The 26033-nt window shown below is 61.4% G+C and carries 17 protein-coding genes, 2 tRNA genes, 3 rRNA genes and 2 pseudogenes; 12 read left to right on the top strand and 12 right to left on the bottom strand.

Going from position 1 to position 26033, the window contains the following annotated elements; all coding sequences use genetic code 11:
* Positions 1-112 precede the first annotated feature (112 nt).
* Positions 113-1390: an acetyl-CoA C-acetyltransferase gene (locus LOY51_RS23705; protein ID WP_258643319.1), complete on the top strand. Its 1278-nt coding sequence runs from the start codon at positions 113-115 to the stop codon at positions 1388-1390.
* Positions 1391-1440: 50 nt separating this feature from the next.
* On the top strand, positions 1441-2229 hold the full coding sequence (locus LOY51_RS23700; protein ID WP_258643318.1) for an AraC family transcriptional regulator: 789 nt from the start codon (positions 1441-1443) through the stop codon (positions 2227-2229).
* Between the two features lie 88 nt (positions 2230-2317).
* Here the strand turns inward: LOY51_RS23700 and LOY51_RS27295 are convergent.
* The 5 genes and pseudogenes from LOY51_RS27295 to LOY51_RS23680 all read right to left on the bottom strand — a co-directional run.
* A pseudogene (locus LOY51_RS27295) lies at positions 2318-2914 on the bottom strand (methyl-accepting chemotaxis protein); the annotation flags it as partial.
* 261 nt (positions 2915-3175) lie between these two features.
* A pseudogene (locus tag LOY51_RS27290) lies at positions 3176-4108 on the bottom strand (HAMP domain-containing protein); the annotation flags it as partial.
* A gap of 426 nt (positions 4109-4534) precedes the next feature.
* On the bottom strand, positions 4535-4933 hold the full coding sequence (gene cueR / locus LOY51_RS23690; protein ID WP_125860516.1) for a Cu(I)-responsive transcriptional regulator: 399 nt from the start codon (positions 4931-4933) through the stop codon (positions 4535-4537).
* Positions 4930-7329, bottom strand: coding sequence for a heavy metal translocating P-type ATPase (locus LOY51_RS23685; protein WP_125860514.1), 2400 nt, complete (start codon positions 7327-7329; stop codon positions 4930-4932). Before LOY51_RS23685 ends, cueR begins: the two co-directional genes overlap by 4 nt.
* 54 nt (positions 7330-7383) lie before the next feature.
* Positions 7384-7770: a hypothetical protein gene (locus LOY51_RS23680; RefSeq protein WP_125465659.1), complete on the bottom strand. Its 387-nt coding sequence runs from the start codon at positions 7768-7770 to the stop codon at positions 7384-7386.
* A gap of 146 nt (positions 7771-7916) precedes the next feature.
* On the opposite strand from LOY51_RS23680, the gene LOY51_RS23675 reads away from it, so the two are divergent.
* Positions 7917-8114, top strand: a complete 198-nt coding sequence (locus tag LOY51_RS23675; protein WP_125860512.1) for a cation transporter — start codon at positions 7917-7919, stop codon at positions 8112-8114.
* A 51-nt stretch (positions 8115-8165) separates the two neighbouring features.
* On the opposite strand, the gene LOY51_RS23670 is transcribed toward LOY51_RS23675, so the two are convergent.
* Positions 8166-9938, bottom strand: coding sequence for a hypothetical protein (locus tag LOY51_RS23670; RefSeq protein ID WP_125860510.1), 1773 nt, complete (start codon positions 9936-9938; stop codon positions 8166-8168).
* A 246-nt stretch (positions 9939-10184) separates the two neighbouring features.
* Here LOY51_RS23670 and LOY51_RS23665 point away from each other — a divergent pair, with 246 nt between their 5' ends.
* Complete coding sequence (locus LOY51_RS23665) at positions 10185-11366, top strand: multidrug effflux MFS transporter (protein WP_258643316.1); 1182 nt, start codon at positions 10185-10187, stop codon at positions 11364-11366.
* Here the strand turns inward: LOY51_RS23665 and LOY51_RS23660 are convergent.
* Entirely contained in the window at positions 11317-11514 is a 198-nt protein-coding gene (locus LOY51_RS23660; RefSeq protein WP_125465656.1) for a hypothetical protein, read from the bottom strand. The two genes, LOY51_RS23665 and LOY51_RS23660, sit on opposite strands and share 50 nt — an antisense overlap.
* A 510-nt stretch (positions 11515-12024) precedes the next feature.
* Between LOY51_RS23660 and LOY51_RS23655 the strand changes: the two genes are divergently transcribed.
* Positions 12025-12735, top strand: a complete 711-nt coding sequence (locus LOY51_RS23655) for an ArsR/SmtB family transcription factor (RefSeq protein ID WP_125465655.1) — start codon at positions 12025-12027, stop codon at positions 12733-12735.
* Here the strand turns inward: LOY51_RS23655 and LOY51_RS23650 are convergent.
* The 5 genes from LOY51_RS23650 to LOY51_RS23630 all read right to left on the bottom strand — a co-directional run bounded on the left by LOY51_RS23650 (position 12732) and on the right by LOY51_RS23630 (position 17155).
* Complete coding sequence (locus tag LOY51_RS23650; protein ID WP_125860506.1) at positions 12732-13682, bottom strand: adenosine deaminase; 951 nt, start codon at positions 13680-13682, stop codon at positions 12732-12734. The genes LOY51_RS23655 and LOY51_RS23650 overlap by 4 nt on opposite strands.
* Positions 13683-13770: 88 nt before the next feature.
* Positions 13771-14457 (bottom strand): SDR family oxidoreductase, encoded by a 687-nt coding sequence (locus tag LOY51_RS23645; protein WP_125860504.1) that lies wholly within the window; start codon positions 14455-14457, stop codon positions 13771-13773.
* 438 nt (positions 14458-14895) lie between these two features.
* Entirely contained in the window at positions 14896-15480 is a 585-nt protein-coding gene (locus LOY51_RS23640) for an IMPACT family protein (protein ID WP_125860503.1), read from the bottom strand.
* A gap of 9 nt (positions 15481-15489) precedes the next feature.
* Entirely contained in the window at positions 15490-16152 is a 663-nt protein-coding gene (locus LOY51_RS23635; protein WP_258643311.1) for a TetR/AcrR family transcriptional regulator, read from the bottom strand.
* An 85-nt stretch (positions 16153-16237) separates the two neighbouring features.
* Positions 16238-17155, bottom strand: coding sequence for a LysR family transcriptional regulator (locus LOY51_RS23630; RefSeq protein WP_110992892.1), 918 nt, complete (start codon positions 17153-17155; stop codon positions 16238-16240).
* A gap of 118 nt (positions 17156-17273) precedes the next feature.
* Here LOY51_RS23630 and aptA point away from each other — a divergent pair, with 118 nt between their 5' ends.
* The 7 genes from aptA (at position 17274) to rrf (ending at position 25936) form a co-directional block, all read left to right on the top strand.
* Complete coding sequence (aptA, locus tag LOY51_RS23625; RefSeq protein ID WP_125465650.1) at positions 17274-18620, top strand: omega-aminotransferase AptA; 1347 nt, start codon at positions 17274-17276, stop codon at positions 18618-18620.
* Positions 18621-18691: 71 nt separating this feature from the next.
* Positions 18692-20185, top strand: coding sequence for a CoA-acylating methylmalonate-semialdehyde dehydrogenase (locus tag LOY51_RS23620; RefSeq protein WP_110992890.1), 1494 nt, complete (start codon positions 18692-18694; stop codon positions 20183-20185).
* Between the two features lie 563 nt (positions 20186-20748).
* Positions 20749-22285, top strand: a 16S ribosomal RNA gene (locus LOY51_RS23615).
* 86 nt (positions 22286-22371) lie between these two features.
* Positions 22372-22448 (top strand) — tRNA-Ile (locus tag LOY51_RS23610).
* Between the two features lie 24 nt (positions 22449-22472).
* Positions 22473-22548, top strand: a tRNA-Ala gene (locus LOY51_RS23605).
* 245 nt (positions 22549-22793) lie between these two features.
* A 23S ribosomal RNA gene (locus LOY51_RS23600) occupies positions 22794-25687 on the top strand.
* A gap of 133 nt (positions 25688-25820) precedes the next feature.
* Positions 25821-25936, top strand: a 5S ribosomal RNA gene (rrf, locus tag LOY51_RS23595).
* The 16S, 23S and 5S rRNA genes sit together here with 2 tRNA genes alongside, the layout of an rRNA operon.
* The last annotated feature ends 97 nt before the right edge of the window (positions 25937-26033 follow it).

The raw sequence follows: 26033 nt of genomic DNA, 5'->3' as shown, positions 1-26033 counted from the left end.
ACGGATCTCCCTGAAGGCAAGCATGCAAGTGTGGACCATGTTTGTGGCAGGGGCGTTCTACCAGGCGAAAAGAACTACGCTTACGGATCAATTTGCTTCTGGAGTTACAGGCATGCGTTCAACTCGCCGGGTCGCGATCCTGGGTGGTAACCGGATTCCCTTCGCACGCTCCAATGGCGCCTACGCCCGGGCCAGCAACCAGGCGATGCTGACGGCGGCGCTGGAGGGCCTCATCGAGCGTTACCGCCTGCACGGCCTGAGCCTCGGTGAAGTGGCGGCGGGGGCGGTGCTCAAGCATTCCCACGACATGAACCTGACCCGCGAATGTGTGCTCGGCTCGCGCCTGTCGCCATGCACCCCGGCCTACGATATCCAGCAGGCCTGCGGCACGGGGCTGGAGGCCGCGCTACTGGTCGCCAACAAAATTGCCCTGGGGCAGATCGACAGTGGCATTGCCGGCGGCGTCGACACCACCTCCGATGCACCGATCGCGGTCAACGAGGGCCTGCGCCAGATTCTCCTGCAGGCCCACCGTGGCCGGACGCTGGGCGAACGCCTCAAGCCCTTCCTCAAGTTGCGCCCACGGCACTTGAAGCCTGCACTGCCGCGCAACGGTGAACCGCGCACCGGGCTGTCGATGGGCGAGCATTGCGAACGCATGGCGCAGCTTTGGCAGGTCGAGCGGGCGGCGCAGGATGAACTGGCGCTACAGAGCCACCAGAAACTGGCCGCCGCCTACGCCGAAGGCTGGCACGACGACCTGCTGACGCCTTACCTGGGCCTGACCCGCGACAACAACTTGCGCCCCGACCTCACTCTGGAACAGTTGGCCAGGCTTGAGCCTGTGTTCGATCGCAGCGGCCAGGGCAGCCTGACGCCAGGCAATTCCACGCCGTTGACCGATGGCGCCTCGTTGGTGCTGCTGGGCAGTGATGATTGGGCGCAGGCCCATGGCCTGGAAGTGCTGGCGTATCTGGTCGATGGCGAGAACGCCGCCGTCGATTTCGTCCACGGCCAGGAGGGCCTGCTGATGGCGCCGGTGTATGCGGTGCCACGGCTGCTGGCGCGCAACGGCCTGCGCCTGCAGGACTTCGATTTCTACGAGATCCATGAAGCCTTCGCCGCGCAGGTGCTGTGCACGCTCAAGGCCTGGGAAGACCCCGACTACTGCCGCACGCGCCTGGGGCTGGACGCACCGCTGGGGGCCATCGACCGCAGCAAGCTCAATGTAAAGGGCAGCTCGCTGGCCGCCGGGCATCCGTTCGCGGCGACCGGCGGGCGCATCCTGGCCAACATGGCCAAGCTGTTGGCCGGGCGCGGCAAGGGGCGTGGGCTGATTTCGATCTGCGCGGCGGGCGGGCAGGGGGTGACGGCCATCGTCGAGCGCTAAGCCGGCGCGGGGCTGTTAGTCTTGTCCGATCAGAAACAACAGGCCCAGCCATGTCGACCGTCGGACAGACCCCCGCCCCGCGCCCCATCCCCGCCCTGGACCATCTGCCCAGGCCACTCTACGCCCGTGCCGAAAGCCTCGGTGCCGGCTCCTGGACCACGCGCCACCAGCATGACTGGGTGCAGTTCTCCTACGCCATCAGCGGCGTGCTTGGCGTGTATACCCGTGACGGCAGCTACTTCGCCCCGCCGCAGTGGGGGGTGTGGATACCGGCGGGGGCCGAGCACGAGGTGGTGACTTCGATGCAGGCCGAGATGCGCAGCTTGTACGTGCGCCGCGATGCCTGCCCCTGGGCCACGCAGGAGTGCCGGGTGCTGGAGGTGACGCCGCTGGCGCGTGAGCTGATCAAGCAGTTCTGCACCTTTGCCGTGGACTACCCCGAAGGCGACAGTGTCGAGGCACGCCTGGTGTCGGTGTTGCTCGACCAGTTGCGCCTCTTGCCGCAAGTCGCGTTCTCCCTGCCGTTGCCCCGCCATCCCGGCCTGCTGGCGCTGTGCAACGGGCTGATCGCCGCGCCCGACCAGCCGCAGACCTTGCAGCAATGGGCGGTGCAGTTGGGGGTGTCGGAGAAGACCTTGATGCGCCTGTTTCAGCGTGAAACGGGGTTGAGCTTTCGCAACTGGCGCCAGCGCATGCGCCTTTTGTCATCGCTGGCGCTGCTGGAGGCGGGGGAGAGTGTGACGGACGCGGCCTTGGGCTGTGGCTATGACTCTCCGTCGGCCTTCATTGCGGCGTTCAAGCAGTTGTTCGGGGCGACGCCGGGGGAGTTGAGGTTGTAAGGCCCCTGTGGGCCTTGTGTCGCATTCAAGGGCCTATCGCCGGCAAGCCGGCTCCCACAGGGCGCTGGCTTGCCGGCGATAGGGAAAATCAGGTGCGGAAGCGTCGCACCAGGGCATCCAGCTCGTTGGACAGCCCGGCCAGGCTCTCGGAGTCCTGTCGCGCGGCCTGGGCCAGCTCGGCCACCAGCTGCGCATCGCCATGGATCTGGCTGATGTGCCGGTTGATGTCCTCGGCCACCTGGTGCTGCTCTTCGGCGGCAGTGGCGATCTGGGTGTTCATGTCGCGGATCACATCCACCGACTCGCGGATCTGGCCGAAGCTGTCGCGGGCCAGGCCGATGCGGCTGACCGACTGCTGCGACACCTCGATGCTGGCGTGCATCTGTTCGGCCACTTCGGCGGTGCGGCTGGCCAGGTTGCCCAGCAGGCCGTCGATTTCGGCGGTGGAATCGGCGGTGCGCTTGGCCAGGGCGCGGACTTCGTCGGCGACCACGGCAAAACCACGGCCCTGCTCGCCGGCGCGGGCGGCTTCGATGGCGGCGTTGAGCGCCAGCAGGTTGGTCTGCTCGGCGATCGAGCGGATGGTGCCGAGGATCGACTGGATGGCGTTGCTGTCGCGTTCCAGCTGCTGGATCGACTGCGCCGACTGCTCGATCTCACGGCTCAGGCGGTCGACGCTCTGCACCGCGGCGTCGATCTGCTGCTGGCCGTCACGGGCCTGCTGCTGGCCGCTGTCGGCGGACTGCGCGGCCTGGCTGCACGAACGCGCCACTTCGTTGGCGGTGGCGACCATCTCGTGGAAGGCGGTCGAGACCATGTCCACCGCTTCGCGCTGGCGCCCGGCGGCTTCGCTCATGTCGGCGGAGACCCGGGTCGAGCTGCTGGAGGTGCTGAGGATCTGGCTGGCCGCCGTGCCGATGTGCTGGATCAGGCTGCGAATGGCGCCGAGGAACTGGTTGAACCAGCTGGCCAGCTGCGCGGTTTCGTCGCGGCCGCGGATTTCCAGGTTGCGGGTCAGGTCGCCTTCGCCCTGGGCGATGTCTTCCAGGCCATGGGTGACGCTGTTGATCGGGCGCACGATGAGCTTGGCGAAGGCCGCGCCGACCACCGCGAACACGGCGGCGAGGATCAGCGCCACGGCGCCGATCAGCCAGGTCAGGCGGGTGGTGGTCTGCATCACTTCGCTTTCGTGGATCAGGCCGATGAAGGTCCAGCCCAGTTGTTCGTCAGGGTAGACGTTGGCCATGAAGCGCTCGCCGTTGATCTCGACCTCGACCAGGCCTTTGCCGGCCTTGGCCAGCTCGGCATAGCCATCGCCAAAGCTGGAAAGCTGCTTGAAGTTGTGGCTGGCATCGCGGGGGTCGACCATCACGTTGCCGTTGTTTTCCATCAGGATCAGGTAGCCGCTTTCGCCCAGTTTGATCTGCTTGACGATCTCGGTCAGGCCTTTGAGCGACACGTCGATGTTGACCACACCGCCCGGGTTGCCCAGCTGGTTGGCCACGGCGCGCACGGTGCTGACCAGTACGGCGTCGTCACCGGCCCAATAGTAAGGCGCGGTACGCAGGGTCTTGCCAGGGTTGGCCATGGCGGCCTGGTACCAGGGGCGGGTGCGCGGGTCGTAGTTGGCCATTTTCGGATCGCCGGGCCAGAACGCATAGCCGCCGTCCTTCAGTCCGTAGGACACATAGGCGTAGTCCGGGTGGCTCTGGGCCAGGCGGCTGAACAGGTCGAACAGGACCTTGTCCTGCTCGCCAGGGGCAATGTTGGCGGCATCGGCGCTGATGTGCTTTTTCACGTTGTCGGCGCTGGCGGCCACCAACGGCTGCGCGGCGAGGTAGTCGACGTTCTGGGTGATGCCCTGGAAGAACAGGTTCATGGCGTTGCCGACCTGACGGATTTCCCGGCTGCTGTTGTCGAGGAAATCGTCACGGGCTTCACCGCGCAGGTTGACCACTACCAGGGTGGCGACGATGACGATGGGCAGGCCGGCAATGACGGCGAACGCCCAGGTCAGTTTTTGCTTGATGTTCATCCACGCTCCCAGATTATTTTTTTCGATACACGAGGCAGGTACTCAGGGCATCGGCAGCGTCTGGGTTTCTTGAAGGGAAATGCCCGTAATTATTGGATTAAACGGGTGTTTGAGGGGGAATCGGTCGGGGTTGGCTAATATGGCATACCAAGTGCAGCGATTGAGAGGCAAGGAGGCGTGGGAGCGGGCTTGCCCCGCGATCGGCCGGTTTGGCACGATCGCGGGGCAAGTCGCGGCGGCGCACCGCCACTCCCACGCACTGGCCTGGGTTCAGTGGCAGCAACCATTGGCCAGGTCCTTGAGGATCGGGCAATCCGGGCGGTCGTCGCCCTGGCAGTGGGCGATCAGCTCACCGAGGGTATCGCGCAGGTTGACCAGCTCTTCGATACGCCGGTTGAGCGCATCGATGTGCTGGGTGGCCAGCGCTTTCACGTCGGCGCTGGCCCGTTGGCGGTCCTGCCACAGGGTCAACAGTTTTGCCACTTCTTCCAGCGAGAAGCCCAGGTCACGCGAGCGCTTGATGAACGCCAGGCTGTGCAGGTCTTGCGGGCCGTAGAGGCGGTAGCCGCTGTCGCTGCGCCTGGCCGGGCGCAGCAGGCCGATGGATTCGTAGTAGCGGATCATCTTGGCGCTGAGCCCGCTGTGGCGGGCGGCCTGGCCGATGTTCATGGCGCCTCCTGGTCGGTGCCGGTGGGTTTCCAGGTTTTCAGCCACAGGGCATTGCTCACCACGCTGACGCTGGACAGGGCCATGGCGGCGCCGGCCAGCACCGGATTGAGGTAGCCAAAGGCTGCCAGGGGGATGCCGACCAGGTTGTAGATGAAGGCCCAGAACAGGTTCTGACGGATCTTCGCGTAGGTCTTGCGGCTGATCTCCAGCGCGGCGGGCACCAGGCGTGGGTCGCCGCGCATCAGGGTGATGCCGGCGGCCTGCATGGCCACGTCGGTACCACCGCCCATGGCGATGCCGATGTCGGCGGCGGCCAGGGCGGGGGCGTCGTTGATGCCGTCGCCGACCATGGCCACCACGCCATCCTGCTTGAGTTTGGCAACCGTGGCGGCCTTGTCGGCCGGCAACACTTCGGCATGCACATCGTCGATGCCCAGGGCGTCGGCGACGACCTTGGCGCTGCCACGGTTGTCGCCGGTCAGCAGGTGGCTGCTGATGCCACGGGCGTGCAGGGCGTCGATGGCCGGGGCCGCGCCGGGCTTGAGGCTGTCGCCGAAGGCGAACAGGCCCAGCACGCGGGGTTGGCTGCCCCGTTCGATCAGCCAGGACAGGGTGCGGCCCTCGGCCTCCCAGGCCTGGGCACTGGCCGCCAGCCCACCGGGCAGCAACTGGCTTTCATCGAGCAGGCGGCGATTGCCCAGCGCCAGATCGCGACCATTCACCAGGCCGGCAATACCTCGGCCGGTCAGGGACTGGCTGTCATTTACTTGTGGCACTTGCAAGCCTTGTTCGCTGCAGGCGTCGAGTACCGCTTTGGCCAGTGGGTGTTCGCTGCCGCGTTGCAAGGCCCCGGCCAGGCGCAGCAGCTCACCCTTGTCGCCACTGGCCGCCTGGCTGTGGACGATGCGCGGGCTGCCGGAGGTGAGGGTGCCGGTCTTGTCGAATACCACGCGGTTGACCGCATGGGCGCGTTCCAGTGCTTCGGCGTCCTTGATCAGGATGCCGTGGCGGGCGGCGACACCGGTGCCGGCCATGATCGCGGCGGGCGTGGCCAGGCCGAGGGCGCAGGGGCAGGCGATCACCAGCACGGCAACGGCGTTGATCAACGCGGTTTCCAGCGGCGCGCCGGCCAGCCACCAGCCCACCAGGGTGAGCAGCGCCAGCACCAGCACGGCGGGGACGAACACCTGGCTGACCCGGTCGACCAGTTTCTGGATCGGTGCCTTGGCTGCCTGGGCGTCCTCGACCAGGCGGATGATGCGCGCCAGCACGGTTTCGGTACCCAGTGCGCGGGTCTGCACCAGCAGCCGGCCCTCGCCGTTGATGGCGCCGCCGGTGACGGCATCGCCGGGTTGTTTGGGGACAGGCAGGCTTTCACCGCTGATCAGCGCTTCGTCGGCATGGCTGCTGCCTTCGAGCACTTCGCCGTCGACCGGGAAGCGCTCGCCAGGTTTGACCAGCACCAGGTCGCCCAGGCGCAGTTGGCTGATTGCCACGTCTTCTTCATGACCATCGACCACCCGCACCGCCCGCTCCGGGCGCAGGGCTTCGAGGGCGCGGATGGCGCTGGCTGTCTGGCGCTTGGCGCGGCTTTCCAGGTATTTGCCGAGCAGTACCAGGGCAATCACCACCGCCGAGGCTTCGAAATACAGGTGCGGCTCCATGCCGGCATGGGCATTGGCCCATTGGTACAGGCTCAGGCCGTAACCGGCGCTGGTGCCCAGGGCGACCAGCAGGTCCATGTTGCCGGCCCCGGCGCGCACGGCCTTCCAGGCGGCGACGTAGAAGCGTGCACCGAGAATGAACTGCACCGGTGTGGCCAGCAGGAACTGCGCCCAGGCCGGCAGCATCCAGTGCAGGCCGAACGGTTGCACCAGCATCGGCAGCACCAATGGCAGCGCCAGTAGCAGGGCGGCGCCGACGGCCAGGCGTTCGTTGCGCAAGCGGCGTTGCGCCTGGGCCAGGTCATCGTGTGCGGTGCGCGGCAGGGTGGCGCTGTAGCCGGCATGCTCCACCGCCGCGATCAGCACGGCGTCATCGACGGCCTGCAGCACTTCGAGGTGGGCGCGTTCGCTGGCCAGGTTGACGCTGATCTGCTCGACCCCCGGCACTTTGCCGAGGGCGCGCTCGACACGGCCGGCGCAACTGGCGCAGGTCATGCCGCCGATCTGCAGTTCGAGGGTGCGGGTGGGCACGCTGTAGCCTGCCTCGCGCACTGCGTCGACCAGCGCCGGCAGGCTGTCGGCCGGGGCCTGGACCCGGGCCTGTTCGGTGGCGAGGTTGACGCTGACCTGTTCTGCGCCAGTGACCTTGCGCAGCGCGCGCTCGACCCGACCTGCGCAGCTGGCGCAGGTCATGCCGGCGATCGGCAGGTCGAAGATGGTGGATGCGGGCATGGCTCTTTCCTCCGTGGACAAGCCAGCAGCATCAACCTTGCCATGCTGGCAAGGTCAATAGCCCAGGCTGGCTCGCTTGAGCACCAGGCCATTGTGCCCCATGGCAATGCGGTATTTGTTGATCTGGCCCGCCTGCAAGGTCAGGCGCGTGCTGCGTTGGTCCTCGATGCCGGGGGCGCAACCGGGGCTCTGCCCAGGTAGCAGGCGCAGGCGCACATCGATCGGGCCGGCGGGCAGGTTGAAGGAGGTCGACTGCTCCTGGAATACCCGGCCGGACAACTGATCGTTGAGGTAGATGCCGATCTCGCAATTGGTGGCCACTTCCAGGCGCTCCCGGGAAATGATCAGCACGCTGTAGTCCGAGTTGCCCTCGGCGCTGGCCGGTGGCACCACGGCCAGCGCACCGAGCAATCCGGCGAGGGTCAATGCGGTCCTGATCATGAAGAATCTCCTGCTTGGCAAAATCGTCAGAGGCGAAGCTTGGCCGAGCGGGGCGCGGATTTCCAGCCCGGCCGTTGCAGACGAAACTTGACCTTACCCCGATGGCAACCCTGAGACTGCGCAAAATCCTGAAGGAGGCAACACCCATGCAAGTGTTCAATGTGAAAGGCATGACCTGTGGTCACTGTGTGAAGGCCGTGACGCGTGCGGTGCAGGAGCTGGATTCGAAGGCACGTGTCGAAGTGGACCTGGCGGGTGCACAAGTGCGTGTGGAGAGCGCGCTCGGTGTGGAGCAAATCCTGACGGCGATCCGCGATGAGGGGTATCAGGCAAGCAGCGTCTGAAGATTGAGGGCCGAGGGGCAGTGTTGCACCCTTGGCCCTCATTTGCAGCGATCAGGAGTTGAACCAACGCTTGAGTGCCTGAAGCATCGATAGCAGGCTGTCGGCCAGTGCCTGGGTCGCTGGGTCGCTACCCTGAGAAATGCCGGTGCTGACCGGTTGGTCCGCTGCCGCGACGTTGTAGCGCAGGTAGCGTGAAATCCGGATTCGGTCAGTGCCAACGCTCATGGAATAGCTGATATAGACCAGCCTCCCTCTGTTCGCGGTGACCCATGCCTGGGGCACCGTGTAATCCAGATAGGGCTGACCGTTGTAACCGTAATGGAGTATTGGCGATTCCTGTTGCCAGCCCGACTCCGGGTGATACCAGCGCACTCTTACGGCCCAGGTAGTCTGCCCGCTCTTGGGAATCCGCAGGTTCAGCCCTTGCAGCGTGGGCGGTGGCATCGACTCGAAGGGTGGAGGATTGTCCTTGACGCGACATACGGTGTGCGTCGATGCCACGGGAGGAGCGCCCGTGGCGGTGACCACGGTGTAGTTGACGTTGGCCGACCCGCCGATGGTGTCGATGATCTCGGTATTGCGGATCTTGAACTCCATCGGGCCGATGGTGCCGACGGTCTTCGCTTCAGTGTTCCAATTGATGTTGTTGGCCCAGGTGACCCTCACGGAATGGCCTGGTTTCATGCCAGTGTAAGCGGGTACGACGATGGTGGCCTCGCCACCGCGGTTATCCAGCAACCAGTAGTAGTCGAGCTGACCGTTCTGCAGGTCGTTGACCGTGGGGGGAGGCAGAAATATCCCTTCGTCACCCTCCACGACCTGGAGCGTGACTGGGGATGACGACATCGTCCTGCCATTGCGCGTGACCACATAGGTCACGGTTACCTGGCGATCCTTGTTTTCCTGTGCCCATGCCAGATCGAGTGGGATTGGTAATGGGCCGGTCACCACGACCGGCTCGGTTTTCTGGCGTACGACGACCCCGCTCCAGACGACGGTCACCGTGTCGCCTTGTTCCATGCCGTAGTTGGAGATTCTGGCTTCAAGCTGGTTGAGCCCGTTCAGGTCGATCTGCGTGACGACGCTGCCATTGGCGATGACCTGGGGCGCGGGCAACTGCACCGGTACCTGGGTCGGTCGGGCCAGGCGTGAGTAGTTGTCGACGCTGTCGCGGATTTCATAGAACACCGGCAGGCTGGGTTGTGTTCCCGCCTGCATGAGCACATCCACCGGGATAGTCACTGTCTCGCCACCGTTAGGGTTGGTGACCTTGGGGTGAGCGACCGGAATGCTTCCCCAGGTGACGACCAGTTCATCCCCTGCTTCCTTGTTCAGCCACTGGGGGACTTGTACGGTGACCGAGGCGCTCAGGCTGGTGACAGGATTGGGAGTGACGACACAGGCTTGCAGGTTGTCGTTGAACGGAGGGTTCAGATCGGGCCCCGGCCCGCCGGGTACCAGGGTATTGACGGCGATGGTCCGCGTCAGGCTTGGCGTGGTGTTGCCGGCATCGGTGTCCGTGTATTCGTAGTAGACCGACCCTTGGGGCGGTTGGATGTAAAGAGTGGGGACGCTGAACTCCAGCCGTGGTTTGTCGATGTTCTCTGCGTTGATGTCGATGCGATCCACCTGCTGGTTGTTCCAGTACAAAATGGCCGAATCGCCGTTCCGGGGTGTGATCGGCATTCCCGCATGCAGCCTGATCGGACTTTTCAGCAGCTCGTAGCCGATGCCCAATCGCGGGTTGGCGGGCGAGTCATTCAGGTCGGTGAAGTAGAGTTCGGCAGCCGCTTTGATGCCTGGCCCTGTGGGGGACATGTTCATGTTTATCTCCTGCTGTCTGACATAGGCCAAAGGGACACAGGCCATCCAGGCCTGGGGCACGAGCCTGTACTGGGTCCTGGACGTTGATTGCGATCTTAGAAGTCAGCCGAGAGTGTGTAACCTGGCATTTCTGCTAGGTCTCAGGCGCTTGTTCGAGACGGATCGACCGTGCTTTGCCAGGTTTTGATAGCGTCCGCGAGCGGTACAGGTAGACTGGGCACTTGCTTAGCCTGCTATGGATTCCTGATGAACCTGCGAATGGTGCTGATCCTGGGCGCATTGAGTGCGTTCGGGCCCCTGGCGATCGACTTCTACCTGCCTGCCTTTCCGGCCATGGCTCAGGCGTTCGCCACCGATGAAAAACATGTCCAGACAACCCTGGCTGCCTATTTCCTGGGCCTCTCCCTTGGGCAACTGGCCTATGGGCCGGTGGCCGATCGCTTTGGTCGACGCAAGCCATTGCTGTTCGGTGTTGCGCTGTTCACCCTGGCCTCCCTGGCCTGTGCCTTCGCGCCGAACCTCGACACTTTGATACTGGCGCGGTTCGTCCAGGCGCTGGGCGGCTGTGCGGGCATGGTCTTGTCGCGGGCGATCGTCAGCGACAAGTGCGACCCGGTGGCCTCGGCCAAGGTGTTCTCGCAATTGATGCTGGTGATGGGACTGGCGCCGATCCTGGCGCCGATGCTCGGTGGCGTGCTGGTGAACGTGGCCGGCTGGCAATCGATCTTCCTCGCCTTGAGCCTGTTCAGCGGCCTGTGCCTGCTGGCCGTTGGCCTGGGCTTGCCGGAAAGCCTGCCGACGCATGTGCCGCGCCAACCCTTGTCTGGCGCCTTGCGCCAGTACCTGCGGTTACTGGCTGACCGGGCTTTTGTTGGCCATGCGCTGACCGGTGGCATCGCCATTGCCGGGATGTTCGCCTATATCGCCGGTTCGCCGTTCGTTTTCATCAAGCTGTACGGCGTAGCGCCGGAGCACTATGGCTGGCTGTTCGGTAGCAACGCCGCAGGGTTCATCCTCATGGCCCAGGTCAATGCCCGCTTGCTGGCCAAGCGTGGCCCGGCCTTCCTGCTGGCCCGCGCGGTGTGGTTGTACCTGGCGGCTGCCTTGCTACTGCTGGCGGTGGCGGCACTGCACCCGGCCGCACTGTGGCCGTTGCTGGTACCGCTGTTCGTGTGCATCTCCAGCCTGGGATGCATCATTCCCAACGCCTCGGCCTGCGCCATGAGCGGGCAAGGTGCGCGGGCCGGCAGTGCCTCGGCGTTGATGGGTTGCCTGCAGTTCAGCGTCGCCGCCGGTGCGGCGGCGCTGGTTGGCGTGCTACACGACGGCAGCGCGGTGCCCATGGCGCTGGTGATCAGCCTGTGCGGCGCGCTGGTGGTCAGTGTCGCAGTGCTGACCCGACGCTTGCAGGCCAAGCGCTCTGCGTGAGCGGGTGGGGGGCATTGAGCCGCGTTTCCAGCAGGGCGACGAAGGCACGCGCTTCGCTTTCGCTGCGAAAACTCACGACGTGCTGATCAAGCTGGACCTGCCACGGGCAATTGGGGTTTCGGTTCGACGCACAGACGACAATCTTCATCGCGATCCACCTCCAGTGAGCGAGCGCCGATGAAGTTTAGCGCCGCCCAAGGCGCTCGCCATGACCGATATCAGTACTCGGACTGACGGTCATGGCGGGCAGGAGCCGGGAAGCTTTCTGGTTTGATGCCCGAAAGTTATGTAGGGCACTGTCGGTATTGTCGGGCGATGCAACTGGGGCGGCTGGCCGTTGCAGGCTTTGGGCGCTGTGGCACGGGGGAAAAGGCCTTGCCAAGTGCCTGCCGCCGACCGTGACAGCCAGGTGCTCCCCTCTACGGCTGCGCTCCACCAGTGGCAGGGCGCGTGCTTTCACGCGGCTTATACTGCTCCCGGCAGCCAGTGCCAGCCAGAGATACTTCCCCGCCAGAAGGGCGAACCAGCGCTCAGGGATGTGCAGGGGTATCGCACCATTCGCCGATCATTCATCGACACCCTAGTCTGGGCCACCTTGATGAGACCGGCAGGTTCGCTCTGGTTTTTCGGACGAGAACTTTCAGGGAGCTTCAGGTTGATGAACGCAGTCCACAGTATCAGCCAGGCCGCCGGCCTGATGGCAGAACCCAAACGCAGTGCCATGTTATGGGCACTGATCGATGGTACTCCGCGTGCGGCGGACGAGCTGGCGAGCATGACCAGCCTGAGCGTCTCCTCGGCCTGTTCGCACCTGACCCTGCTGGCTGGCGCAGGCTTGCTGCGGCTGGAAATTCGCGGGCGCAAACGCTTCTACCGTCTGGCCAACCCAGAGGTGATAGCGGCGGTGGAGGCGTTGGCCAGCGTGCAGCTCGAGAGCCGTGCGGGAGCCCACGCCGGCTCGCCGCGGCAGATACCACTGTCCATGCGCAAGGCGCGTCTGTGCGGCGATCACCTGGGCGGCGAAGTGGTTGCCGAGCTATACCAGCGCCTGCTTGCCGCCGGATGGCTGGAAGGCAGCGAGCAGCAACTGTTCGTGAGCCAGGAAGGCCGGCTACGGCTGCAGGCGATGGGGCTATACATCGATGCGCTGGCACCGGGGCAGCCACGTGATTGTGTGATCTGCCATTGCAGCGAATGGAGCGATCAGGGGCCGCACCTTGGCGGTAGCCTGGGGCAGGCCCTGCTCAAACTGTTCGTGCAGTCGGGCTGGGTGCGTGAACAGGAAGGTAGCCGGGCGGTGCATGTTACCCCGCTCGGCCTTCAGCAGATCAACGGTATCGCAAGCCTTCCTGCCCGGCAGGTGGGTTAGCCTGCCAGGCGGGCGTCCAGGCTGTTCTGCGCCAGGCGACGAGCCTGGTCCTGGGTCATGCCCAGGTGCTGGTGCAGGGCGTGGAAGTTTTCGGTGACGTAACCACCGAAATAGGCCGGGTCATCGGAGTTGACCGTGACCTTCACACCGCGCTCGAGCATGTCGAGGATGTTGTGCTGGCTCATATGGTCGAACACGCACAGCTTGGTGTTGGACAGTGGGCAGACGGTCAGCGGGATCTGTTCGTCGATGATGCGCTGCATCAGGCGCTCATCTTCGATGGCGCGCACGCCATGGTCGATGCGCTTGATCTGGAGCAGGTCGAGGGCTTCCCAGATGTACTCGGGCGGGCCTTCCTCGCCGGCATGGGCCACGGCCACGAAACCTTCGCTGCGGGCGCGGTCGAACACGCGCTGGAACTTGCTCGGCGGGTGGCCTTTTTCCGAACTGTCCAGGCCCACGGCGATGAAGGCGTCGCGGAAGGGCAGGGCCATGTCGAGGGTCTTCTGCGCTTCGTCTTCGCTCAGGTGGCGCAGGAAACTGAGGATCAGGCCGCTGCTGATGCCCAGTTGTTGGCGGCCATCCTTGAGCGCCCGGTTGATGCCGCTCAGTACCACTTCGAAGGGGATGCCACGGTCGGTGTGGGTCTGCGGGTCGAAGAAGGGCTCGGTGTGGATAACGTTCTGCGCCTTGCAGCGTTGCAGGTAGGCCCAGGTCAGGTCATAGAAGTCCTGCTCGGTGCGCAGTACGTCGGCGCCCTGGTAATAGAGGTCGAGGAATTCCTGCAGGTTGTTGAAGGCGTAGGCGCTGCGCAGGGTTTCCACATCCGCCCAGGGCAGGGCGATCTTGTTGCGTTCAGCCAGGGCGAACAGCAGTTCGGGCTCCAGCGAGCCCTCCAGGTGCATGTGCAGTTCCGCCTTGGGAAGGGCGTTCAGCCAGTCATACATGTGTGCAATCTCGATCAGGTACGGTTGGCCGCCATTCTACAGGGCCCGGCCGGGCAATGCGCCCACCCGGGCCTGTATCGCCCGGGGCTTACCAGATCAGTGCTTCGCCCTTGTAGTTGATGAAGCGCAGGCCGCCGTTGCCGCTTTGGGCCTTGATCTGCTCAAGCATGCCACGGGTGCTGGTGAGCACGTCGATCTCGGCGTTCTCGCCGCCCATGTCGGTCTTCACCCAGCCCGGGTGCATGGCCAGCACGCACAGGTCGGGGCGCTGCAGCTCGACCACGAAGCTGTTGATCATCGAGTTGAGCGCGGCCTTGCTGGCCTTGTACAGGCAGATCTCGCCGCCGTCGGGGATGGTCACGCTGCCCAGGATCGAGCTCATGAACGCCAGCACGCCGGTGCCTTCACGCACTTGGCCGGCCAGGCGCCGGGCGACGCGGATAGGGGCCACGGCGTTGGTCATGAACAGGTCGCCGATCTGCGGTACCTGGACGCTCTCCAGGTCCTGCGGCAGCGGGCCCATTACGCCGGCGTTGACGAACACCAGGTCGAAAACTTCGCCGTGCAGGCGTTGCTTGAGGCCATCGAGCTGGGCGGTGTCGTTCATCTCCAGGCGCTCGATACGCACGCCCGCTACCTCGCCGAGGGCGCCGGGCTGCTGTGGATCACGTACGGTGGCGATGATGTTCCAACCATCTTCGCGCAGGCGTTGTACCAGGCCCAGGCCGAGGCCTCGGGAGGCGCCGATGATCAGGGCGGTCTTGTTCGCGGTCATTGCGATGCTCCTTGATTGGGTGAAACGAGTGGCTGCTCGCCCCATGGCAAAGTGTGGGCGCCCTCATATGCGCAGGGCGTGGATGAGGAGCATATCCCAGTAATGCGTCGCAGGCCTGTGCGGCCGATGAGGGCTGTACAAAAAATGAACAGCTCGCTGCGCAGCCGATGGAATCGGGCTTTGGCTGACTGGCTAACGGGTTATCCACAGGCTGCTCCACAGTTATTGTGCGCAAGCAAATTGCCGCTGAAACGCTGGTTTCAGTGCGTAGCTGTGTTCAAGGTTGGGGATAACTCACCGGGTTTCAGTGACTTGGGTCACCGTCACATGATTGTGATCAAAATATGATCAAAGCGCTGCGAGCCTTGGAGCGCAAGGCCTGGGCAAGAATGCCCCAAGCTTATCCACAGGCGGGCCCACAGTAGTTGTGGGCAACGCTCAGCAGCGTTCCAACAGGATGCGCCCGCGGCTCAGGTCGGCCAGTTGTTGTTGCAGGGTGTGCTGGTGTGTATCGCCCAGTGCGATATGCAGGTCGACGCCATTGGCGGTGAATTGTTCGTCCAGCACCAGGCCGTCTACCTCCGCCAGGCGCAGCTTGACCAGTGCCAGCTCACTGAAGGTACAGCTGCAGGTAAATTCGCTGCGCTGCACCAGCAGTCGTTTGGGCGCTTGCTGCAGGCATTTGTTGGCGCCGCCGCCGTAAGCGCGGGCCAGACCACCGGTGCCCAGTTGGATGCCGCCGTACCAGCGGATCACCAGTACCACCACCTGGTCGCAATCCTGCGCCTCGATGGCGGCGAGGATAGGGCGCCCGGCGGTGCCACCGGGTTCACCGTCGTCACTGCTGCGGTACTGGCCACCGAGCTTCCAGGCCCAGCAGTTGTGGGTGGCCGCCAGGTCGCTGTGGCGTTCGATGAAGGCCATTGCCTCGGCAGGGCTGGCGATCGGGCCGGCCAGGGTGATGAAACGGCTCTTGCGGATTTCCTCGCGGAACTCGCAGAGGTCGAGCAGGGTAGAAGGCATAGGTCCGAGTCAGGCGGGCGTGCTGATGCCGCAGCCTTTGAGAATGATGTGGATAAGATTGTTGCTCGCGTCTTCCATGTCCTGCTTGGTCAGGCGGCTGCGGCCGGTGACCTGGCAGATCTGGGTGGCGAAGTCGGCGTAGTGCTGGGTGCTGCCCCACAGCAGGAAGATCAGGTGCACGGGGTCGACCCGGTCCATTTTGCCGGCCTCCATCCAGGCCTGGAACACCGCGGCGCGGCCACGGAACCATTCACGGTAGTCGGCGCTGAAGTATTCGGTGAGGCACTCGCCGCCGCTGATCACTTCCATGGCGAAGATCCGCGAGGCCTGCGGGTTGCGCCGGGAGAACTCCATCTTGGTGCGGATGTACTGGCTCAGCGCTTCGCCGGGGTCGTCGTCGACGCTCAAGGCGTTGAAGGTGCTGTCCCACAGTTCGATGATGTTGCTCAGCACCGCGATGTACAGGCCCAGCTTGTTGGTGAAGTAGTAGTGCAGGTTGGCCTTGGGCAGCCCGGCCTTGAGCGCGATGGTGTTCATGCTCGTGCCCTTGTAGCCGTGGCGGGCGAATTCGTCTTCGGCGGCCTGGATGATGGCCTGCTCGTTCTTCTGGCGGATGCGGCCGGCGGGCTTGCCCGAGGCGGGGGAGCGATGCGCAGGGACTTCTAGGGTCATGGACGATTCCGGACGGGTCGTTACGAATGTTCGACAGATTACCTGCCTGTGCCGAAGTGACAAGCATTTGCGGCCTGGATAAGTATCAACGTGTCGCAGCCAGGCTCTCGAGGAAGCTTTCCAGTACCAGGTTGGGACGTCGGCCTTTGCGCGTAACCCAGCTCAGGCCCAGGTCATAGAAGCGTTGCGCGGGCTTGAGCGCGCGAAGGCGGCCTTGCTGCACCCAGAAGCTGGCGTAGTGGTCGGGCAGGTAACCGATATAGCGCCCGGTGAGGATCAGGAAGGCCATGCCTTCGCGGTCCGAGGCACTGGCGGTGCAGTGCAGCGCCTGGTAGTGCGCCTGGATGTCGGCGGGTAGGCGGAAGGTCGGGGCGATGGCGTCCTGGCTGTTGAGGCGCTCGTCGTCGATCTGCTGGTCATCGGCGTAGAACAGCGGGTGGCCGACGGCGCAGTAGAGCAGCGAGCGCTCGCTGTACAGCGGTTGGTACTCCAGGCCCGACAGCGGGCTGGTCTGCGGCACCACGCCGACGTGCAGGCTGCCGTCGAGCACGCCTTGTTCGACCTGGCTGGGGGCGATCATGCGGATCTGGATTCGCACGTCGGGGCCGCGGTCCTTCAGTTCGGCCAGGGCGTGGGTGATGCGCATGTGCGGCAAGGTCACCAGATTGTCGGTGAGGCCGATGTTCAGCTCGCCGCGCAAATGCTGGTGCAGGCCATTGACCTCGGTGCGGAACGATTCCAGGGCGCTGAGCAACTGCAAGGCCGAGTGGTACACCTCACGGCCCTCTTCGGTGAGCGAGAAACCGGCGCGCCCGCGTTGGCAGAGGCGCAGGCCCAGACGCTGCTCGAGGTCGTTCATCTGCTGGCTGATCGCCGAGCGGCCGATACCCAGCACGTTCTCTGCCGCGGAGAAACCGCCGCATTCCACCACGCTACGGTAGATCTTCAGCAAACGAATATCGAAATCACTGACTTGGGCGAGGGGATCGGGGCGTCGGCTCATATGTTTAGTTATCTGCTGACTGAAGATTAGAAATGTTGGGTTTTCCGGACTTTATCCCCGTGCGAATTTAGCTGCAACAACATCCATCGTTGCCTAATCGTCTTCCGAGGAACCGCCGATGAACATGCCCGAAACCGCCCATTCCGGCCTGGCCAGCCAGCTCAAGCTGGATGCCCACTGGATGCCCTACACCGCCAACCGTAACTTCCACCGCGACCCGCGCCTGATCGTGGCGGCAGAGGGCAACTACCTGGTCGATGACAAGGGCCGCAAGATCTTCGACGCTTTGTCGGGGCTGTGGACCTGCGGCGCCGGGCATACCCGCAAGGAAATCAGCGAAGCGGTGGCCCGCCAGGTGGCGACGCTCGACTACTCCCCGGCCTTCCAGTTCGGTCACCCGCTGTCGTTCCAGCTGGCCGAAAAAATTGCCAACCTGGTGCCAGGTGACCTGAACCACGTGTTCTACACCAACTCCGGCTCCGAATGCGCCGACACCGCGCTGAAGATGGTCCGTGCCTACTGGCGCCTGAAGGGCCAGGCCACCAAGACCAAGATCATCGGCCGTGCCCGTGGCTACCACGGTGTGAACATCGCTGGCACCAGCCTGGGCGGCGTCAACGGCAACCGCAAGATGTTCGGCCAGCTGCTGGACGTCGACCACCTGCCTCATACCGTGCTGCCGGCCAACGCCTTCAGCAAGGGCATGCCGGAGGAGGGCGGTATCGCCCTGGCCGACGAGATGCTCAAGCTGATCGAACTGCACGATGCCTCGAACATCGCCGCAGTGATCGTCGAGCCACTGGCCGGTTCCGCAGGCGTGCTGCCACCGCCGAAGGGTTACCTGAAGCGTCTGCGTGAGATCTGCACGCAGCACAATATCCTGCTGATCTTCGACGAAGTCATCACCGGCTTTGGCCGCATGGGCGCCATGACCGGTGCTGAGGCCTTCGGCGTGACCCCAGACCTGATGTGCATCGCCAAGCAGGTCACCAACGGCGCCATCCCGATGGGCGCAGTGATCGCCACTGGCGAGATCTACCAGACCTTCATGAACCAGCCGACCCCTGAGTACGCGGTGGAATTCCCCCACGGCTACACCTACTCGGCGCACCCGGTCGCCTGCGCCGCCGGTATCGCCGCGCTGGACCTGCTGCAGAAAGAGAACCTGGTGCAGTCCGCCGCCGAACTTGCGCCGCACTTCGAGAAGCTGCTGCATGGAGTGAAGGGCACCAAGAACATCGTAGATATCCGCAACTACGGCCTGGCCGGCGCGATCCAGATTGGGGCGCGTGACGGTGATGCCATCGTCCGCCCTTACGAGGCCGCGATGAAGCTGTGGCAAGCCGGCTTCTATGTGCGTTTCGGCGGCGACACCCTGCAGTTCGGGCCAACCTTCAATACCCAGCCGCAGGAGCTGGACCGCCTGTTCGACGCGGTAGGCGAAACCCTCAACAAAATCGACTGATCTTTCTGATTCTGATGCCAGGCGCGTGAACGACACGGGCCTGGCACTACCTTCTTTATCTGGAGTTCTGCATGAGCATTGTTCAGCACCTGATCCACGGCGAGCTGGTCACCAAGGGCGAGCGCACCGCCGATGTCTTCAACCCGTCTACCGGCCAGGCCGTGCGCAAGGTCGAGCTGGCCAGCCGTGCCACTGTCCAGGAAGCCATCGATTCGGCCAAGGCCGCCTTCCCGGCCTGGCGCAACACCCCACCAGCCAAGCGCGCCCAGGTGATGTTCCGTTTCAAGCAGCTGCTTGAGCAGAACGAAGCGAAGATCTCGCAGATGATCAGCGAGGAGCACGGCAAGACGCTGGAAGACGCTGCCGGCGAACTGAAGCGCGGTATCGAGAACGTCGAGTTCGCCTGCGCTGCGCCAGAAGTACTGAAGGGTGAGTACAGCCGCAACGTTGGCCCGAACATCGATGCATGGTCCGACTTCCAGCCGCTGGGCGTGGTGGCTGGTATCACCCCGTTCAACTTCCCGGCCATGGTGCCGCTATGGATGTACCCACTGGCCATCGCCTGCGGCAACGCATTCATCCTCAAGCCGTCCGAGCGCGACCCGAGCTCTACCCTCTATATTGCCCAGCTGTTGCTGGAAGCCGGCCTGCCCAAGGGCATCCTCAATGTGGTGCACGGCGACAAGGAAGCGGTCGATGCGCTGATCGAGGCGCCGGAGGTGAAAGCCCTGAGCTTCGTCGGTTCGACCCCGATTGCCGAGTACATCTATGCCGAGGGCACCAAGCGCGGCAAGCGCGTCCAGGCCTTGGGCGGAGCGAAGAACCATGCCGTGCTGATGCCGGATGCTGACCTCGACAACGCGGTGAGCGCGCTGATGGGGGCTGCCTATGGTTCTTGCGGCGAGCGCTGCATGGCCATTTCGGTGGCCGTGTGTGTGGGGGACCAGGTGGCCGATGCCCTGATTGCCAAGCTCGAGCCACAGATCAAGGCGCTGAAGATCGGTGCCGGCACGTCCTGTGGCCTGGACATGGGGCCGCTGGTGACTGCCGCAGCGCGTGACAAGGTGCTGGGTTACATTGACGACGGCGTCGCCGCTGGTGCCCGGCTGGTGGTCGATGGCCGTGGCTTGCGTGTGGCGGGTAACGAAGATGGCTATTTCGTCGGAGGCACCCTGTTCGACAAGGTCACCCCCGAGATGCGCATCTATAAGGAAGAGATCTTCGGGCCGGTACTGTGCGTGGTGCGGGTGAACAGCCTGGAGCAGGCCATGCAGTTGATCAACGATCATGAGTATGGCAACGGGACCTGTATCTTCACCCGTGACGGTGAAGCGGCGCGGCTGTTCTGCGACGAAATCGAAGTGGGCATGGTCGGGGTCAACGTGCCGCTGCCGGTGCCGGTGGCGTATCACAGCTTCGGTGGCTGGAAGCGTTCGCTATTTGGTGACCTGCATGCCTATGGGCCAGACGGTGTGCGCTTCTATACCCGTCGCAAGGCGATCACCCAGCGCTGGCCGCAACGTGCAAGCCACGAGGCGTCGCAGTTCGCGTTCCCTAGCCTGTAAGCGCGGTTGCTATATAAAAGCGGGGAGGCCGACAGGCCTCCCCGCTTTGTTTTCAGGCAAATGAAGCTTTCTTGAAATTAAAGGTTGACGGGGTTTCAGATCCCCTTATAATGCGCCCCACTTCCAGCGACAACGGAACGCAAAACTCCTTGAAATTCAACGAGTTAAGCGAATCGAAAGCTCCGGAGGCGTTTCGGTCTCAGGATCGGCAGCGGTGAAAAAGGTGGTTGACAGCAGGTTGTAACGCTGTATGATTCGCCTCCCGCTACGAGAGATCGCAGCGAGTTAAGCGGTTGAAGCTAAACGAGTTTCTCGGAAAGAACTTCAAAATAAACGCTTGACAGCAAATGAGGAAGGCGTAGAATGCGCGCCTCGGTTGAGACGAAAAGCTCTTAGCCAAACGCTCTTTAACAAATTGAATCAAGCAATTCGTGTGGGTGCTTGTGAGTACGGACTGATAGTCAAAAAGATTATCAGCATCACAAGTGGCCATGCGAGAAATCACATAGTCATTTGAGATTGCTGAGCCAAGTTTAGGGTTTCTTAAAAACCCAAGCAGTATTGAACTGAAGAGTTTGATCATGGCTCAGATTGAACGCTGGCGGCAGGCCTAACACATGCAAGTCGAGCGGATGAGAAGAGCTTGCTCTTCGATTCAGCGGCGGACGGGTGAGTAATGCCTAGGAATCTGCCTGGTAGTGGGGGACAACGTTTCGAAAGGAACGCTAATACCGCATACGTCCTACGGGAGAAAGCAGGGGACCTTCGGGCCTTGCGCTATCAGATGAGCCTAGGTCGGATTAGCTAGTTGGTGAGGTAATGGCTCACCAAGGCGACGATCCGTAACTGGTCTGAGAGGATGATCAGTCACACTGGAACTGAGACACGGTCCAGACTCCTACGGGAGGCAGCAGTGGGGAATATTGGACAATGGGCGAAAGCCTGATCCAGCCATGCCGCGTGTGTGAAGAAGGTCTTCGGATTGTAAAGCACTTTAAGTTGGGAGGAAGGGCAGTAAGTTAATACCTTGCTGTTTTGACGTTACCGACAGAATAAGCACCGGCTAACTCTGTGCCAGCAGCCGCGGTAATACAGAGGGTGCAAGCGTTAATCGGAATTACTGGGCGTAAAGCGCGCGTAGGTGGTTCGTTAAGTTGGATGTGAAAGCCCCGGGCTCAACCTGGGAACTGCATCCAAAACTGGCGAGCTAGAGTATGGTAGAGGGTGGTGGAATTTCCTGTGTAGCGGTGAAATGCGTAGATATAGGAAGGAACACCAGTGGCGAAGGCGACCACCTGGACTGATACTGACACTGAGGTGCGAAAGCGTGGGGAGCAAACAGGATTAGATACCCTGGTAGTCCACGCCGTAAACGATGTCAACTAGCCGTTGGAATCCTTGAGATTTTAGTGGCGCAGCTAACGCATTAAGTTGACCGCCTGGGGAGTACGGCCGCAAGGTTAAAACTCAAATGAATTGACGGGGGCCCGCACAAGCGGTGGAGCATGTGGTTTAATTCGAAGCAACGCGAAGAACCTTACCAGGCCTTGACATGCAGAGAACTTTCCAGAGATGGATTGGTGCCTTCGGGAACTCTGACACAGGTGCTGCATGGCTGTCGTCAGCTCGTGTCGTGAGATGTTGGGTTAAGTCCCGTAACGAGCGCAACCCTTGTCCTTAGTTACCAGCACGTTATGGTGGGCACTCTAAGGAGACTGCCGGTGACAAACCGGAGGAAGGTGGGGATGACGTCAAGTCATCATGGCCCTTACGGCCTGGGCTACACACGTGCTACAATGGTCGGTACAGAGGGTTGCCAAGCCGCGAGGTGGAGCTAATCTCACAAAACCGATCGTAGTCCGGATCGCAGTCTGCAACTCGACTGCGTGAAGTCGGAATCGCTAGTAATCGCAAATCAGAATGTTGCGGTGAATACGTTCCCGGGCCTTGTACACACCGCCCGTCACACCATGGGAGTGGGTTGCACCAGAAGTAGCTAGTCTAACCTTCGGGAGGACGGTTACCACGGTGTGATTCATGACTGGGGTGAAGTCGTAACAAGGTAGCCGTAGGGGAACCTGCGGCTGGATCACCTCCTTAATCGACGACATCAGCCTGCTGATGAGCTCCCACACGAATTGCTTGATTCATTGTGTAAAGACGATGCTGTAACGCAACCCTGTTATAGGTCTGTAGCTCAGTTGGTTAGAGCGCACCCCTGATAAGGGTGAGGTCGGCAGTTCAAATCTGCCCAGACCTACCAATTACTTGGTGCGGCTGGTCAAATGGGGCCATAGCTCAGCTGGGAGAGCGCCTGCCTTGCACGCAGGAGGTCAGCGGTTCGATCCCGCTTGGCTCCACCACTCTTTCAGGTTTCGCAGCACTGCTCAGAACTTAGAAATGAACATTCGGCAATGAATGTTGATTTCTGACTTTTGTCAGATCGTTCTTTAAAAATTCGGATATGTGATAGATAGACTGACATGCACTTTCACTGGTGTGTGATCAGGCTAAGGTAAAATTTGTGAGTTCTGCTCTTAATTGAGCGAAATGCGAATTTTCGGCGAATGTCGTCTTCACAGTATAACCAGATTGCTTGGGGTTATATGGTCAAGTGAAGAAGCGCATACGGTGGATGCCTTGGCAGTCAGAGGCGATGAAAGACGTGGTAGCCTGCGATAAGCTTTGGGGAGTCGGCAAACAGACTGTGATCCAGAGATCTCTGAATGGGGGAACCCAGCCAGCATAAGCTGGTTATCTTGTACTGAATACATAGGTGCAAGAGGCGAACCAGGGGAACTGAAACATCTAAGTACCCTGAGGAAAAGAAATCAACCGAGATTCCCTTAGTAGTGGCGAGCGAACGGGGACCAGCCCTTAAGTTGGTTTGAGATTAGTGGAACGCTCTGGAAAGTGCGGCCATAGTGGGTGATAGCCCCGTACACGAAAATCTCTTATCAATGAAATCGAGTAGGACGGAGCACGAGAAACTTTGTCTGAATATGGGGGGACCATCCTCCAAGGCTAAATACTACTGACTGACCGATAGTGAACCAGTACCGTGAGGGAAAGGCGAAAAGAACCCCGGAGAGGGGAGTGAAATAGAACCTGAAACCGTATGCGTACAAGCAGTGGGAGCCTACTTTGTTAGGTGACTGCGTACCTTTTGTATAATGGGTCAGCGACTTATATTCAGTGGCGAGCTTAACCGAATAGGGGAGGCGTAGCGAAAGCGAGTCTTAATAGGGCGCTTTAGTCGCTGGGTATAGACCCGAAACCGGGCGATCTATCCATGGGCAGGTTGAAGGTTAGGTAACACTGACTGGAGGACCGAACCGACTACCGTTGAAAAGTTAGCGGATGACCTGTGGATCGGAGTGAAAGGCTAATCAAGCTCGGAGATAGCTGGTTCTCCTCGAAAGCTATTTAGGTAGCGCCTCATGTATCACTGTAGGGGGTAGAGCACTGTTTCGGCTAGGGGGTCATCCCGACTTACCAAACCGATGCAAACTCCGAATACCTACAAGTGCCGAGCATGGGAGACACACGGCGGGTGCTAACGTCCGTCGTGAAAAGGGAAACAACCCAGACCGTCAGCTAAGGTCCCAAAGTCATGGTTAAGTGGGAAACGATGTGGGAAGGCTTAGACAGCTAGGAGGTTGGCTTAGAAGCAGCCACCCTTTAAAGAAAGCGTAATAGCTCACTAGTCGAGTCGGCCTGCGCGGAAGATGTAACGGGGCTCAAACCATGCACCGAAGCTACGGGTATCACCTTTTGGTGATGCGGTAGAGGAGCGTTCTGTAAGCCTGTGAAGGTGAGTTGAGAAGCTTGCTGGAGGTATCAGAAGTGCGAATGCTGACATGAGTAACGACAATGGGAGTGAAAAACTCCCACGCCGAAAGACCAAGGTTTCCTGCGCAACGTTAATCGACGCAGGGTTAGTCGGTCCCTAAGGCGAGGCTGAAAAGCGTAGTCGATGGAAAACAGGTTAATATTCCTGTACTTCCAGTTATTGCGATGGAGGGACGGAGAAGGCTAGGCCAGCTTGGCGTTGGTTGTCCAAGTTTAAGGTGGTAGGCTGAGATCTTAGGCAAATCCGGGATCTCAAGGCCGAGAGCTGATGACGAGTGCTCTTTAGAGCGCGAAGTGGTTGATGCCATGCTTCCAAGAAAAGCTCCTAAGCTTCAGATAACTGGGAACCGTACCCCAAACCGACACAGGTGGTTAGGTAGAGAATACCAAGGCGCTTGAGAGAACTCGGGTGAAGGAACTAGGCAAAATGGCACCGTAACTTCGGGAGAAGGTGCGCCGGCGAGGGTGAAGGACTTGCTCCGTAAGCCCATGCCGGTCGAAGATACCAGGCCGCTGCGACTGTTTATTAAAAACACAGCACTCTGCAAACACGAAAGTGGACGTATAGGGTGTGACGCCTGCCCGGTGCCGGAAGGTTAATTGATGGGGTTAGCGCAAGCGAAGCTCTTGATCGAAGCCCCGGTAAACGGCGGCCGTAACTATAACGGTCCTAAGGTAGCGAAATTCCTTGTCGGGTAAGTTCCGACCTGCACGAATGGCGTAACGATGGCGGCGCTGTCTCCACCCGAGACTCAGTGAAATTGAAATCGCTGTGAAGATGCAGTGTATCCGCGGCTAGACGGAAAGACCCCGTGAACCTTTACTATAGCTTTGCACTGGACTTTGAGCTTGCTTGTGTAGGATAGGTGGGAGGCTTTGAAGTGGGGACGCCAGTTCTCATGGAGCCATCCTTGAAATACCACCCTGGCAACCTTGAGGTTCTAACTCAGGTCCGTTATCCGGATCGAGGACAGTGTATGGTGGGTAGTTTGACTGGGGCGGTCTCCTCCCAAAGAGTAACGGAGGAGTACGAAGGTGCGCTCAGACCGGTCGGAAATCGGTCGTAGAGTATAAAGGCAAAAGCGCGCTTGACTGCGAGACAAACACGTCGAGCAGGTACGAAAGTAGGTCTTAGTGATCCGGTGGTTCTGTATGGAAGGGCCATCGCTCAACGGATAAAAGGTACTCCGGGGATAACAGGCTGATACCGCCCAAGAGTTCATATCGACGGCGGTGTTTGGCACCTCGATGTCGGCTCATCACATCCTGGGGCTGAAGCCGGTCCCAAGGGTATGGCTGTTCGCCATTTAAAGTGGTACGCGAGCTGGGTTTAGAACGTCGTGAGACAGTTCGGTCCCTATCTGCCGTGGACGTTTGAGATTTGAGAGGGGCTGCTCCTAGTACGAGAGGACCGGAGTGGACGAACCTCTGGTGTTCCGGTTGTCACGCCAGTGGCATTGCCGGGTAGCTATGTTCGGAAGAGATAACCGCTGAAAGCATCTAAGCGGGAAACTTGCCTCAAGATGAGATCTCACTGGGATCTTGAATCCCCTAAAGGGCCGTCGAAGACTACGACGTTGATAGGTTGGGTGTGTAAGCGCTGTGAGGCGTTGAGCTAACCAATACTAATTGCCCGTGAGGCTTGACCATATAACACCCAAGCAATTTGCGCGTAAGCCGAATTGTGGTGGTGAAGACGAAAGACCCGAAAGTTCGTAACATCACAAATCGCATATCCGAATTGGCCAAGAGTGTTCCTAAGACATTCTGGGCAACCGAATTTCTTGACGACCATAGAGCATTGGAACCACCTGATCCCATCCCGAACTCAGTAGTGAAACGATGCATCGCCGATGGTAGTGTGGGGTTTCCCCATGTGAGAGTAGGTCATCGTCAAGATTCATTTCGCAAAACCCCTATCTGCGCATGCAGGTAGGGGTTTTGTCTTTTCCGGATCGGAAAAGATCAACCCCGTGATATGGTTCCCCACCATATT

This window comes from Pseudomonas sichuanensis, assembly GCF_024749065.1.
Lineage (GTDB): Bacteria > Pseudomonadota > Gammaproteobacteria > Pseudomonadales > Pseudomonadaceae > Aquipseudomonas > Aquipseudomonas sichuanensis.
This window is presented reverse-complemented; position numbering and strand designations above follow the sequence as displayed.

Excerpts from the sequence above, each read along its gene's own strand:
- LOY51_RS23705 (WP_258643319.1), top strand. The coding sequence starts at position 113 with ATGCGTTCAACTCGCCGGGTCGCGATCCTGGGTGGTAACCGGATTCCC.
- LOY51_RS23700 (WP_258643318.1), top strand. The coding sequence starts at position 1,441 with ATGTCGACCGTCGGACAGACCCCCGCCCCGCGCCCCATCCCCGCCCTG.
- cueR (WP_125860516.1), bottom strand. The coding sequence starts at position 4,933 with ATGAACATCGGCCAGGCCGCCCGCCACAGCGGGCTCAGCGCCAAGATG.
- LOY51_RS23685 (WP_125860514.1), bottom strand. The coding sequence starts at position 7,329 with ATGCCCGCATCCACCATCTTCGACCTGCCGATCGCCGGCATGACCTGC.
- LOY51_RS23680 (WP_125465659.1), bottom strand. The coding sequence starts at position 7,770 with ATGATCAGGACCGCATTGACCCTCGCCGGATTGCTCGGTGCGCTGGCC.
- LOY51_RS23675 (WP_125860512.1), top strand. The coding sequence starts at position 7,917 with ATGCAAGTGTTCAATGTGAAAGGCATGACCTGTGGTCACTGTGTGAAG.
- LOY51_RS23670 (WP_125860510.1), bottom strand. The coding sequence starts at position 9,938 with ATGAACATGTCCCCCACAGGGCCAGGCATCAAAGCGGCTGCCGAACTC.
- LOY51_RS23665 (WP_258643316.1), top strand. The coding sequence starts at position 10,185 with ATGAACCTGCGAATGGTGCTGATCCTGGGCGCATTGAGTGCGTTCGGG.
- LOY51_RS23660 (WP_125465656.1), bottom strand. The coding sequence starts at position 11,514 with ATGAAGATTGTCGTCTGTGCGTCGAACCGAAACCCCAATTGCCCGTGG.
- LOY51_RS23655 (WP_125465655.1), top strand. The coding sequence starts at position 12,025 with ATGAACGCAGTCCACAGTATCAGCCAGGCCGCCGGCCTGATGGCAGAA.
- LOY51_RS23650 (WP_125860506.1), bottom strand. The coding sequence starts at position 13,682 with ATGTATGACTGGCTGAACGCCCTTCCCAAGGCGGAACTGCACATGCAC.
- LOY51_RS23645 (WP_125860504.1), bottom strand. The coding sequence starts at position 14,457 with ATGACCGCGAACAAGACCGCCCTGATCATCGGCGCCTCCCGAGGCCTC.
- LOY51_RS23640 (WP_125860503.1), bottom strand. The coding sequence starts at position 15,480 with ATGCCTTCTACCCTGCTCGACCTCTGCGAGTTCCGCGAGGAAATCCGC.
- LOY51_RS23635 (WP_258643311.1), bottom strand. The coding sequence starts at position 16,152 with ATGACCCTAGAAGTCCCTGCGCATCGCTCCCCCGCCTCGGGCAAGCCC.
- LOY51_RS23630 (WP_110992892.1), bottom strand. The coding sequence starts at position 17,155 with ATGAGCCGACGCCCCGATCCCCTCGCCCAAGTCAGTGATTTCGATATT.
- aptA (WP_125465650.1), top strand. The coding sequence starts at position 17,274 with ATGAACATGCCCGAAACCGCCCATTCCGGCCTGGCCAGCCAGCTCAAG.
- LOY51_RS23620 (WP_110992890.1), top strand. The coding sequence starts at position 18,692 with ATGAGCATTGTTCAGCACCTGATCCACGGCGAGCTGGTCACCAAGGGC.